Genomic DNA, 13298 nt, shown 5'->3' with positions numbered 1-13298 from the left:
CCATATGCAACTCAATCATTATCTAAATTTTAAAGGACAAACAGAACAAGCATTCAATTTTTATAAATCTGTGTTTGGTGGCGAATTTGCCATGCTCAGCCGTTATGGCGATATGCCACCTACTGAAGGTGTCAGCCTTTCAGAAGCTGATAAAAACTTGGTTTTACATGTATCCCTACCCATCAATGAATTTACCGTATTGATGGCATCAGATGTTAATGATCAATTCTGCGCTCAAAATAGCGTATTTACCCAAGGTAACAACCACTATATTTCAATTAATCTTGATCCAGATGAACAAGACGAAGCACAACGATTATTCAATGCCTTGTCTGCAAATGGCCAAATTGAAATGCCCTTAGAAAAAACCTTCTGGGGTGCGCTCTATGGCGCATTCACCGATCAGTTTGGAATCAAATGGATGATCAATTGTCAGTTAGATGAATAATCATTGTGAACTTAGCAATTAAAACAAAAAAAGCTGAACCTTAGTTCAGCTTTTTTTGTTTCAATCTGCTTATGCGCCAGTTTGATAGCTTGCTTGTGGTACAGCAGTCGATGCTTGATAAGGATTGGTAAAATCTTGAAGCCCAGCAGCAGCTTCATGAATATCTTTCCCTTCTTTGACGACAAAAGTATCAAAGCCAGAACGTTTTAAATAGTTTAAAACATCCTTAAATATATCACCGACTGCACGTAATTCACCTTGATACCCTTGGCGACGCAATAAGGCAGCAAATGAGTAACCACGGCCATCATTAAAACCAGCAAATTCAATAAAAATGGCATCTAGCTCATTCAATGGAAATTGATGGGTTTCAGGTGAATCATTCACCGTAATGTAAAGCGCCTTTTTGCCTTGCACCTTTGCCAATTGATCCAACTGTTCAGCTGTTACAACCACATCACCTTGTGGAATCGCTCCATCTTCAGCAATCACTTGATAGCTATTGTCAGCAATCGTGCCATCTTTAAACAGCACTTGTAGCGTTGTATTAAGCATAAGCACGCTCCTTAAATGGTTGAATCCCAACACGGCGATAGGTATCGATAAAACGCTCACCTTCTGTACGTAAGTCAAGGTAAGTATTCAAGATTTCATCAATCACATCTGGTACAACTTCAGCGGCAAAAGAAGGTCCTAAGATATCACCGAGTGATGCATCATGATCGGCATGACCACCTAAAGTGATTTGATAGAACTCAGCACCTTTCTTATCGACACCCAAAATACCGATGTTACCGACATGGTGATGACCACAGGCATTCATACAACCCGAAATATTCAGATCAAGTTCACCCAGATTATAAATAGTGTCTAGGTCATCAAAACGACGACTGATCGCTTCTGAAATTGGAATCGATTTGGCATTGGCCAATGAACAGAAATCACCACCCGGGCAGCAGATAATATCGGTAATAAAGCCGATATGTGCACGTGCCATGTCGCTGTGTTCAAGCGTTTGCCACAATTCAAATAGATCTTTCTGCGGCACATCGACCAATGAAATGTTCTGTTCGTGCGTGGTACGGAACTCACCGAAAGTATATTTATCGGCCAAATCCGCAATTAAGTTCATTTCTTCACTGGTGACATCACCTGGTGCAATACCCGCACGTTTCAAAGAAATCGTAACAATCCGATAACCTTTCACTTTATGTGCATTGGTATTGACGTTAAACCACTGTTTGAATTTCGGATGTGCAGCGAATAAGTCGGTGAAGTCCTGATCTTCTAAATCTTGATAATCAAATGGGGTAAATTCTTCATCTAATTTTTTCAAGATTTCAGGTTGAATCTTCAATGTTTCACGCGTGTGCTCAAATTCAGCTTCCACTTTTTGTGCAAACACTTCTGGTGTCAAAGCTTTCACCAAAATTTTGATACGCGCTTTATATTTGTTATCACGACGGCCATGTAAGTTATAAACACGTAATGTCGCTTCTAAATAAGCAATTAGATCTTCACGTGGTAGAAACTCACGAATCACACTACCAATAATCGGGGTACGGCCTAGACCACCACCGACCATGATTTTATAGCCCATCTCGCCCGCGTCATTGCGTACTAGATAAACACCAATATCGTGGAATGCTGTTGCAGCACGGTCTTTTTCTTCTAAAGCAGACACCGCGATTTTGAACTTACGCGGTAAGAAAGCAAATTCAGGGTGAAACGTACTCCACTGACGAATCAATTCACAGGTCGGACGTGGGTCAGCAATCTCACCCGCAACCACACCAGCAAACTGGTCAGTGGTAGTATTACGGATACAGTTACCTGAAGTTTGTACAGCGTGCATTTGTACTGTTGCTAGCTCAGCTAGAATGTCAGGTACATTTTCCAATGCAGGCCAGTTCAACTGAATATTTTGACGGGTTGAAACGTGCGCATAACCACGATCGTACTCTGTCGCAATTTCAGCAATTTTTCTGAGTTGTTTGGTATTCATCAAGCCATACGGCACAGCGATACGGAGCATAGGTGCATAACGTTGCACGTACAGACCATTTTGCAAACGTAATGGACGATATTCGTCTTCTGTTAATTTTCCAGCTAAATAGCGTTCTGTTTGATCGCGAAACTGAGCAACACGTTGGTTAATCAGTTGTTGATCGAAATCCGTATATAAATACATGGCGTATGGCTAGTCATTCATTATAAAGGCGACTAGCATAGCGAGCTTTTATTCATCAACAAAATGCTTTTTTTGCATATTTAATAACGGTTTTATTGATAAGCCTATCTAATTGCCACAAAAAGAAAAAGCCCAGATAAATCTGGACTTTTAATCTCCCCTCACCCTGAGCCACGATTATAGTGGCGCAAGGATTAAATTAGAGAACTCCTCCCTTTCATAAAGGGAGGTTGGGAGGGATTTAAGGTAAAGCATACGCAACGAGATAATCACCCATTTTGGTACCGAATGAACCATGTCCACCGGCCATAATCACCACATATTGTTTGCCATTGGCTTCATAAGTCATTGGTGTTGCTTGTCCACCCGCAGGTAAACGTGCTTCCCACAACTTATCACCATTTGAAACATTAAAGGCACGGATGTAATTATCTTGTGTCGCACCGACAAACATTACATTACCCGCAGTCGAAATCGAACCGCCTAAACCTGGCACACCAATTTTCACTGGTGGTAACTGGAATAGTGTTGGCAAGCTATCACGAATGGTACCAATACGTTTTTTCCATACCACTTCATGTGTTTTTAAGTCCACACCCGCAACAAAGCCCCAGCCTGGTTGTTTACATGGTAAACCCAATGGAGATAGGAACGGACTGATATCAACACCGTATGGCGTACCATACATCGGTTGCATGCCCTGCTCAGTCCCCGCACCACGTGCTACAGGTTGACGGTTTGGATCTGCTGGAATTAAACGACTCACGAATGGCAAGCCAATCGGGTTCATGACTGCGACCTGACGATCAGCATTCACCGACATCCCGCCCCACTCAAACACCCCTAAGTTCCCTGGGAATACCAAGGTTCCATTTTCAGAAGGTGGTGTATAGATACCATCGTAATTCAGACGTTTAAATTTCACACGACACATCAACTGATCAAACATGGTGGCACCCCACATGTCTTTATCGGTTAATTTATCTTTTGGTGCTAAATCAAAGTCAGAGAATGGTTGAGTTTTTGAGTAGAACTCACCTTTGGTTTGTGGGCCCCATTTCACAGTTTGCGGAACAGGTTTCTCGGTAATTGGTACAATTGGCTGACCATTACGACGGTCTAAAACAAAGGCATTGCCTGTTTTAGTCAATACATAAATCGCTGGAACCGTTTGACCTGATTTATCTTGAATATCGGCCAATGACGGTTGTGATGGTACATCCATATCCCACAAATCGTGGTGTGTGGTTTGGAAGTGCCATACCAGTTTACCTGTCGTTGCATTGATCGCTAGCATTGAGTTCGCATAACGCTCTTTCAACTCAGTACGGTCTCCACCCCAGATATCTGGTGTACCCACACCTGTTGGGACATAGACGATATCTAGTTTTGAATCATAGGCAAGTGGCGCCCATGCGTTTGGTGAATTATGCACAAATTGAGTATCTTGACCTGGCATTGCATTTGGATCAGCTGCGCCTGTATCAAACACCCATAATAATTTACCTGTGTTCACGTCATAACCACGAATCACACCTGATGGCTCTTTATTCGAATGGTTATCTGTTACAGAACCTGCAATCACTACAGTGGTACCAGAAACCACACCCGGAGATGTTGGGTTATAACCACCTGGATATGCATATGGCATGAATTCTTGTAAATTCACTTCACCATTTTGACCAAAGTCAGAACATGCTTTACCTGTATCTGCATTAACTGCAACTAAACGACCGTCATTTACAGGAACAAAGACTTTACGCGGACACTCGGTTGAGGTCGACTTTTTCGCCTGTAAACTGGTTGCAAATTCAGTGGTATTAGCAGCATCGTAGTACATCACACCACGACAAGTTAAATGCTGGAAGGTTTTATCGGTTTTGAGCTTAGGATCAAAACGCCATTTTTCCTTACCTGTCGCAGGGTCAATCGAAATTAAATGTTGATGTGGTGTACACATAAACATGTTATTGCCGATCTTGATTGGTGTTACTTGGTTGGTGGTTTCACCCGAATCATTTTCAGTTCGGAAATCACCAGTACGTAATGTCCAAGCCACTTTGAGATCTTTGACGTTTTTATCGTTGATCTGTGTCAATGGAGAATAACGTTCACCGCCCTGACTACGACCATATGCCGGCCAATCTTCGGGGGCAATGCCATCCACGGCTTTCGCTTGTGCTGGCTGTGGCGTTTGAATCACACCATTAATTTCTTGTGGATCATTAAAGATCGAGTACACCATCACCACAATTGCAATGGCTAAAGTCGATGACAATGCCACTTTACTTGAAGTGAGGTTATCAATCCCACGCGTCACCGCTGGAATGAGTAACCACAAACCTAAGATGCCAAGGATATCAAGACGTGGTGCCAGTGCCCAGAAGTCGGTCCCAACTTCCCAGACACCCCAAACCACACTACCTAACATCAATGCCGCATAAACCCATAAAGGACCTGAGGCACGTTTATAAAGTTGTACTGCTACAATGAGCAACAGCACGCCCGCAATCACATAATAAAAAGACCCGCCAATTGCTGCGAGCCAGATACCGCCAACGAGCAAGAACAATGCAATGAGGGCGATAATCACCACCGTCAAAGTTCTAAGCCCAGATTTTGAAGCAGATTGATTCATAAGATCACCTTGCATCTTTTATATTTTAGATCCATAAAAAGCAAGAAAAGTCTCTTTTTATGGTCGAGTTCAAATCACAACAAGAACTTTGCAGATATCGCCCATCGTATGAACTGCGTCTGCAAAATTGCTCGAGTATCAAAATTAGAAAATGGTTTGGAACTTAATACCGCCCACCCAGGTCTTATCCCCATCCTTCAATGCACCGACATGGTGGACATATTGAATATTTGGACGGATGGTGAGCCAGTTGGTGGCATGAATGCCGTAATACAACTCAGTGTTATATTCTTCATCCAATAGACTATTGTTTTTGTCATTGGCGTGAATACGAGCAACACCTAAAGCAATTTCATCTTGAGGACGTTGATCCAATAAACCTTTATAGACCAATCCAACATTTTGCATGTCTTTAATGGCATTGGTTTTAGAATCATGCACTGTGACATTGACAAAGCCAGTTAAACCACGATCTGACTGACCATCATGACGAGTCAACTGTTGTTTCGCAGTAAACCAACCGCCTTGTTTATGTCCAGTCTTGGCAGGATTCTCGATTTCTGCGGCATCCGCTGTACTGTAGTAATAACCAAAACGGTATTCACCTGGCAAAGCAAGTGCACCCAGTTTAGGATTCCAGACCACTTCTGCTGGAATAATCGCACCACGAGAGCCATCGGTACTTAGGTTAAAACCTTTGCCGCGCTGTAAGTTCTCAGGGTTATATTCATATGCCCCGATTTGTGCATAAAGATCTGGCTGTAGGTTATATTTGACACGCAATGCCCATTGGCTCACAGGCCAGTTGTACCATTGGTCACCAACCCAGTTGCCCACTTGAGAACCACATAGTGATAAGTTCTGGAAATCACAGTTAAAACTGTTGAAATCTTCACCTTCACCGAAACGACCCACTTTAATATCTAAAGCTTGATCTAAAAATTTCTTTTTGATCCAGAGGTCGGTTAAGCGCCAAGTTTGACCACGCCCCCAAACTTCTTGTACAGAACTTTGGTGACCTTGTAAGCCATCTGCGGTTTGTGACAAAGACTGCCCATCACGGTATGTCACCGTGATCTGCGCCTCAGTATCTTGCCAACCTAAAATTTTATTTAGGTCGAAGTTTGTACCCAACGCCAATTGTCCAGTGAATTCACTGCCGTGGCTTGAGTATTGTTTAGAATCTAAAACCCCTGCAAATTCACCTGTGTAATCAGCAGAAAATTTGTAACCCTGTTCTTGCAACGCAGTGCGTTGACCGTTCCAATCACCAAACAGCCATTGACCATTTGGGTCAAATGCGGAAGATGCTGCTTGAGTATGTTGTGTGAAAAGACTCAATGATAGAACGGATAAACAAGAAACAATCAAAGACTTAGAGATTGTCATGTTTACGTAACCTTTTATGTTATTGTGTATAAAAGGTTACTCTCATTTTTAAATTACAACTTATTCAAAATGTTAACAATCTGTACAATATTTTAACAATCAGTGATTAGTCGCACATATTTTCTACCATTTACCCTCACCCAAACCCTGACCGATAAAGGCATACTTCATTTGCGAACGGGAAAACTTGATCGGACAGGCCAACTGTGGCTCAGTTTGTGATGCATTTTCCGATACTGGCACATCAACCACCCAGCCTCTTTGTTGAGCCATTGGCGAGACCAACGCTTCATCCAGACTGAGTACAGGTTCAACACAAATATCTAAGCTTTGGAACAGATGCTGCCATTCTGCAAAGTCTTGTGTTTTAAACTTTTCCCGCAAGGCTTGCTTTACCGCTTGACGATCTTCTGGGTCAAACGATGTTCCTTTTGCAAGGAGTACAGGTAATTCTAACGCTGCAGCCAAGCCTGTCATAAATTGTGGCTCTAAACTTCCCACTGAAAAATAGCGACCATCTTTGGTTTGATAATAATCATAGAAGCTTGCACCATTCAGCATTCCCGCCTCGGGTGCTTGTGGCGTTTTCCCTGCCAGACTTGCAGAAGCAGCCATACTATTCAGACTCGCCACACAATCGGTCATCGAAATATCAAGATATTGACCCAGACCACTGCGTTGACGCTCGACCACAGCAGCAAGAATACCAATCACTGCGTGCAAGGAACCACCTGCCACATCTGCAATTTGGATTCCCAAGGGTGGCGGTCCACCATCTTGACGACCACTATGCCCAGACACGCCTGCCAACGCTAAATAGTTAATGTCGTGTCCTGCACGATCTTTATAAGCCCCTGTTTGACCATAACCAGTAATCGAACAATAGATAAGTCGTGGATTAATCTCCGCTAAAGTCTCATAGTCCAAGCCCAAACGGCGCATCACATCTGGACGGAACTGTTCAAGCACGATATCGAACTCAGAGATTTTATTTTTGATCAGTTCAATATTGGCTGCATCTTTGAGGTCAAGTGCAATCGACTGTTTATTCCGATTCAGATAACTGTGTGCAGTGGCCTGACCATTGGCATAGGGTGGCATAATCCGTACAAGGTCTGGACGAGTCGGTGATTCCACATGTATAACTTCTGCACCCATGTCGGCAAGGTACATACTGGCAAATGGCCCTGGTAATAAAGTCGAAAAATCGAGGACTTTCAATCCCTTTAGTGCAGATGGCATAATAATTTTTACTCAATTTGTTCAAATTTTCTTTTATACTAGGTGTGGATAAACACAAAAACAATGTCATGTTCAGCCATTTACCTTGATAGTTTCGGCAATTTAACATGTATACAGAGCGCAATTATTTTTCTTGTCAATTGCCCAATTTGATATTTTAGACGGTTATTTAGGTCAATTATCGTGAATAGTAAAGAAACTGAAGGATTCAATATGAGCCGTGATACGATCAGCATCCACTTCGTGAATGCGGCTTTAACAGGTGTTAAACGCCTAGGCATGGACGTTGAAACGTTACTTTCACATGTCGGCATAGAGGCTGAACTGCTTCGCCAACCAAAGGCTCGAATCTCTCCTGAGCAGTACACCCGTTTTGTAAAAATGTTATGGATGGTTACTCAAGACGAACACGTTGGCTTCGATGTACAGCCACGTCGCTTGGGTACATTCGCAATCATGTGTCAATTAATCATCCACTCCAAAACACTTGGACAGGCACTGGAACTCTCCTCTCAATTCTACAAACTGTTTGGAGATGAATGGTCGGTAAGCTTAGAACGTGACAAACATGAAGCACGTTTAGTCCCACACATTCCTAAAGCTTTAGATCCTGATCATTTCATTACTGAAAGCATGCTGATGATCTGGCACGGTCTAGCATCATGGTTAATTGAACGTCGCCTACCTTTAGAGCGTGTGCATTTCGGTTATGAACGTCCTAATCATGCTGATGAATACGATGCATTGTTCTTTGCACCTGTGATGCAATTCGATGCGCCACGCACAGAGATTACCTTTGCTGCGGATTATTTAGATCTCCCAATCCGTCAAGATGAAAAGACCTTAGAAGAATTCTTAAAAGCAGCACCTGCCCAGCTTCTAGTGAAATTCAAAAATACCAATTCGTTGACTTCACGTATTCGTGATGTATTGAAGAGCCAGATTGGTGAAGAAATGCCGACACTCAATGATGTTGCCGCAATGTTGTATTTATCACCACAAACTTTGCGTCGTCGTTTAGCTGCCGAAGGTAAAAGCTATCAAGGTGTTAAAGATGCCTTGCGTCGTGATGCTGCGATTCATTTATTGTTGACGCCAAATCTCACTCTTGAAGATGTAGCACAACAAGTCGGCTTTAGTGAAACCAGTACTTTCCACCGTGCCTTTAAGAAATGGACAGGTGTGACTCCTGGTTTATATCGTCAGTTGCATGGCCATCACAACTAATAACGACAATGCAGTGTTCAACTTTATATAGTTGAACACTGCATTTTAAATATGCTAATAATCAAGCAGCCCCCTACAATTTGCTTGAATAACAATGACCATTAAAAAAGCTGACTTTTCTCACCCACAAGTACAAAATTTGATTTATCTCCACTTGCATGGCCTGCATCAAAATACCCCACTTGAACATAGTTTTGCATTAGACCTCAGTAGCCTGCAAAAAGATTCCATTAGCGTCTATACCCTGTGGAACGATGATGAGTTACTGGGCTGTGGCGCAATCCAAGAACTGACACCCGACCATGCAGAAATCAAGTCTATGCGGACTCATCCCGCCCATTTGCGTCAAGGGGTCGCAGCACAGTTACTGGAATACTTACTAGAACTTGCCCAGCAACGTCACTATCAAAAAGTCAGTTTAGAAACAGGAAAAGACGTTCATTTTGATGCAGCAATCAAACTTTATAAAAAATTTGGTTTTGTTGAAGGTGCAGCTTTCGCAGAATATACCGAATCACCCTATAACCAATTCTTTCATTTAGATTTATCGAATGAGTCCATAAACTCAACTTGAGATGATCTCGCATTGAATAGCCATTGCTCAATGCCTTTTGGATAAACAGGATATTGAGTGAGTGCGATTTGTTCTCGACTCAGCCACTGTGCGATATAGCTATGTCCATTGGGTTCACAACCCTGTATGTGGTGTTGCTTATAGATATGTGGGTCTATAAATTCAGCATCATATACAAACACAATTTCATGGCCTTGCTGCCCATCAAAGCTAAATAGATTTTCCATGACGCAGATAAGTTTAGGCTGTGTCAGCTGCTGCTGAATTTCTTCCAAGACCTCTCTTTCAATTGCCTGAATAGATGTTTCCCCAAACTCGATACCACCACCGATCGGTCTGAAAAAATATTCATCCTTGTTGGGATCATACGCTTTTGCAAGTAACACCTTATCATTATGACGAAATAGGCATAACGCTTTTGCTCGAATAGACGTCATTGCATGGCCTTAATCTGTTCTAAAAATTTTTCTGCTTGTTGTGGAGAGGTTAAACGAATAAACCGAATATGCTGATAGTCAGGATTCTGCATCAAAGCTAAGTATTTTTTTCGGTTTTTTGGATAGGATTTAATTAACCAGATAAAAATAGATTCTTTGGACAGCATCAATTTTAAACTTTCCTGATTATTTGAATCTTCCCATAACTTTTTCCGACTGATCACACGCCCGAATGTACGCTTGGTCAAACGATATAAATTGATGTGAAAGGCATAATCTAACCAGATGACGGTATCTACTTTCTCCATCATCATTGGAGTAGTGCGGGTATAAAGACCATCAATGACCCACCCTGCTGTAGCATTTTTCATGGCGATTTTTAGCTTCAAAAACAAGGCTTCATTGGCCGATTCTTGCCAATCATCCAGCCAAAGTAAATTATCCAGTTCGATATATTGTAATTGTTGTTTTTGCGCCAACTGTCGGGCTAGTGTCGATTTACCCGAACCTGTGGTACCAATAATATTAATGAACTTCATTTGTTATGAGCACAATAAAAAGGCAGGTGAGCTTAAACAACTTGCATCGGCTTGTGAACCAGCCGATGCAAGTTATAAATCAATTACTTATCTCTCGCCGCTTGAATAAGTTTCACAGCATTGTCCCCTGTCACCTGCCAAGTGAGGCAACGCACGCTACCGCCCATTGGACAAACACTTTCAGCATTCACAGGAATGACTTTCTTAGAGGTGTTTTGCTTGATGGTCGTGAGTGCTTTTTGATCATGCGGCATATTAAAGGTTGGCACATAAATATTGTGATGTGTGACCGTGGCATTCAAATTCACACCGCATGCCGACTCAAACCCTTCCCATTGCCCTTTTGGATTGGTCTTATATTCAACAGGCACTTCCACAATTTTTGCAGTTGGAAAAGAAGCTTTTAACTCATTCATTACGGTTGTTCTAAATGATGGTGTTTTTGAATAGTCATTCACAAGCAATGTATTTTTATCCACCCAACTGACCATACCATCTGAATGCGCCAGTACTTCTTCATCTGGTTCTAAAATGGCAACTTCGGTTGCACCCAGCGTAGCTTTTAACTCTTGTTTGGCCTCGTTATAGCTAAGCTCATTATCTTGCATGAAACGTGTTGTGGTAATGACACGACCCGCATAGTCATCAACGAGGTTCCCCCCATCAATCATCAAATCAGTTTTGGCTCTTTGAATTTGATATCGGTCAGCAAATTGATTAAAACTTTTTTGCACATCTTTACTTTGTTTCTTGGTCATTGAGGCCCAAGTATAGGTAAATTGCACAGGCTGCATTGGATTGACCGTGGTGAAGTCACGCATCCAAATATCACGGACATCATCTACCAGTAAGATATCTTCAGGCAATTTGCCCGTGAAATAAGGCTTGGTATCCTCATCTACTAAAATCACGACATTATCATTGCCCAAAATCGATTTTGCATAATCAATCTGAAAATCTACAATTCGTTGAAAAGCGGATTTGTAATACGGATCATGTACAGAAGGCGCAGACAACACCAATAACATTCTGTCGTCAGCGACTTGATTTGAATAGGTTTGGCTCACCTTGTTTTTATCCTCGATTGCTTTGTTATTTTCAATATTCCGTCCAGATGAATCACATCCAAAAAGTGACAAGATCAATGCCATGGCAGCATAGTGACGCATTCGTTTTATCATGTGCTTTCGCCCATCTTTTCTATCAATCATTTCCAAATACTAGTCTAATCGAAGATCTCGCAAGACATGTCAAAGAATACCAAAATTAACGCTTGGCCTGATCACTCACGCAATCTATCAAATTGGCGAAAAGCATCAAACTTGCCAATGTTTATCATCATTGCACTGACACTTAAATTGAGTACACTCGATAAACAACAATTTTAAGGTGATACAAGGAAAAACTATGAGCGAGGCCTACATTATTGATGCCATTCGCACACCACGCGGAAAAGGGAAAAAAGACGGCTCACTGCATGAAGTCAAACCGATTACTTTACTCACATCATTACTGAATGAATTACAACAACGCCATCAACTTGATACGTCAAAAGTGGATGACATCGTTTTAGGTTGTGTTACCCCGATTGCAGACCAAGGCGGTGATATTGCTAAAACTGCGGCCATTGCAGCAGGTTGGAATGATGATGTTGCTGGTGTGCAAATCAACCGTTTCTGTGCATCTGGTTTGGAAGCAGTCAATTTGGCAGCACAAAAAGTCCGCTCTGGTTGGGAAGATATCGTTGTCGCAGGCGGTGTGGAGTCCATGTCACGCATCCCGATGGGCTCTGATGGCGGCCCTTGGGCACTTGATCCTGAAACCAACTTAAAATCTTCTTTTGTACCACAAGGTGTTGGTGCAGATTTGATTGCCACTTTAGACGGCTATAGCCGCGAAGATGTCGATACGTTTGCAGTCGGCTCACAACAAAAAGCAGCGGCAGCACAGGCCAAAGGTTATTTCGATAAATCCGTCGTTCCTGTTAAAGATCATTCGGGTGTACTGATCTTAGAAAAAGATGAATTTATTCGAGGTGCTACCACCGTTGAAGGCTTGGCAAAACTGAATGCCAGCTTTGAAATGATGGGACAAATGGGCTTCGATGCGGTTGCGCTACAGAAATATCCAGAAGCACAAAAAATTAATCATGTCCATCATGCAGGTAACTCATCAGGCATCGTTGATGGTGCTGCTGTGGTGTTATTGGCTTCTGAAAAAGCAGTCAAAGAACAAGGTTTAAAACCACGCGCCAAAGTACTTGCAACTGCATTGGTGGGTACAGACCCGACCATCATGCTGACAGGTCCTGCGCCTGCTGCACGTAAAGCCCTAGCCAAAGCTGGCCTAACGATTGATGATATTGACCTGTTTGAAGTCAATGAAGCCTTTGCGGCCGTGGTGATGCGTTTTATCAATGAACTCAACGTTCCAGCTGAGAAAGTCAATGTTAACGGCGGTGCAATTGCGATGGGTCATCCATTGGGTGCAACGGGTGCCATGATTTTAGGAACTTTGTTAGACGAGTTAGAACGTCAAGGCAAAAAACGTGGCCTAGCCACATTATGTGTCGGTGGTGGAATGGGGATCGCCACCATTATTGAGTTGGTGTAA

At 42.4% G+C, this 13298-nt stretch carries 12 protein-coding genes; 4 read left to right on the top strand and 8 right to left on the bottom strand.

The genetic code is table 11. The annotated features are described in order from the left end of the window. Positions 1-4 precede the first annotated feature (4 nt). Complete coding sequence (locus MN869_RS04300) at positions 5-448, top strand: VOC family protein (RefSeq protein ID WP_004652388.1); 444 nt, start codon at positions 5-7, stop codon at positions 446-448. A gap of 69 nt (positions 449-517) precedes the next feature. Here MN869_RS04300 and MN869_RS04295 read toward each other — a convergent pair whose 3' ends face one another. The 5 genes from MN869_RS04295 to MN869_RS04275 form a co-directional block, all read right to left on the bottom strand. Continuing rightward, positions 518-1003, bottom strand: coding sequence for a DUF934 domain-containing protein (locus tag MN869_RS04295; protein WP_005322540.1), 486 nt, complete (start codon positions 1001-1003; stop codon positions 518-520). Further along, positions 996-2639, bottom strand: a complete 1644-nt coding sequence (locus tag MN869_RS04290) for a nitrite/sulfite reductase (RefSeq protein ID WP_004802867.1) — start codon at positions 2637-2639, stop codon at positions 996-998. Before MN869_RS04290 ends, MN869_RS04295 begins: the two co-directional genes overlap by 8 nt. A 241-nt stretch (positions 2640-2880) precedes the next feature. Next, positions 2881-5277 (bottom strand): glucose/quinate/shikimate family membrane-bound PQQ-dependent dehydrogenase, encoded by a 2397-nt coding sequence (locus MN869_RS04285; RefSeq protein WP_004652391.1) that lies wholly within the window; start codon positions 5275-5277, stop codon positions 2881-2883. 144 nt (positions 5278-5421) lie between these two features. Beyond that, the gene (locus MN869_RS04280; RefSeq protein ID WP_171061108.1) at positions 5422-6645 is read right to left on the bottom strand and encodes a carbohydrate porin; all 1224 of its coding nucleotides are present in this window, start codon (positions 6643-6645) and stop codon (positions 5422-5424) included. A 144-nt stretch (positions 6646-6789) separates the two neighbouring features. Next, positions 6790-7908: a CaiB/BaiF CoA-transferase family protein gene (locus MN869_RS04275; RefSeq protein ID WP_241304707.1), complete on the bottom strand. Its 1119-nt coding sequence runs from the start codon at positions 7906-7908 to the stop codon at positions 6790-6792. Between the two features lie 213 nt (positions 7909-8121). Between MN869_RS04275 and MN869_RS04270 the strand changes: the two genes are divergently transcribed. Beyond that, a complete protein-coding gene (locus MN869_RS04270; protein ID WP_004652394.1) occupies positions 8122-9135 on the top strand; it encodes an AraC family transcriptional regulator in 1014 nt (337 codons plus the stop codon). A 94-nt stretch (positions 9136-9229) separates the two neighbouring features. Further along, positions 9230-9709 (top strand): GNAT family N-acetyltransferase, encoded by a 480-nt coding sequence (locus MN869_RS04265; RefSeq protein WP_241304706.1) that lies wholly within the window; start codon positions 9230-9232, stop codon positions 9707-9709. Here the strand turns inward: MN869_RS04265 and MN869_RS04260 are convergent. The 3 genes from MN869_RS04260 to MN869_RS04250 form a co-directional block, all read right to left on the bottom strand. Next, on the bottom strand, positions 9670-10146 hold the full coding sequence (locus MN869_RS04260) for an NUDIX domain-containing protein (RefSeq protein WP_241304705.1): 477 nt from the start codon (positions 10144-10146) through the stop codon (positions 9670-9672). The genes MN869_RS04265 and MN869_RS04260 overlap by 40 nt on opposite strands. Then, positions 10143-10685: an AAA family ATPase gene (locus tag MN869_RS04255; RefSeq protein WP_241304704.1), complete on the bottom strand. Its 543-nt coding sequence runs from the start codon at positions 10683-10685 to the stop codon at positions 10143-10145. Before MN869_RS04255 ends, MN869_RS04260 begins: the two co-directional genes overlap by 4 nt. Before the next feature lie 83 nt (positions 10686-10768). Beyond that, positions 10769-11866 (bottom strand): agmatine deiminase family protein, encoded by a 1098-nt coding sequence (locus MN869_RS04250; protein ID WP_241304703.1) that lies wholly within the window; start codon positions 11864-11866, stop codon positions 10769-10771. Positions 11867-12092: 226 nt separating this feature from the next. Here MN869_RS04250 and MN869_RS04245 point away from each other — a divergent pair, with 226 nt between their 5' ends. Further along, a complete protein-coding gene (locus MN869_RS04245) occupies positions 12093-13298 on the top strand; it encodes an acetyl-CoA C-acetyltransferase (RefSeq protein WP_159886554.1) in 1206 nt (401 codons plus the stop codon).

Source organism: Acinetobacter sp. NIPH1876, assembly GCF_022808535.1.
Lineage (GTDB): Bacteria > Pseudomonadota > Gammaproteobacteria > Pseudomonadales > Moraxellaceae > Acinetobacter > Acinetobacter higginsii.
The sequence above is the reverse complement of the archived record's forward strand: the minus strand, read 5'-3'. Positions and strand labels throughout refer to the sequence as shown.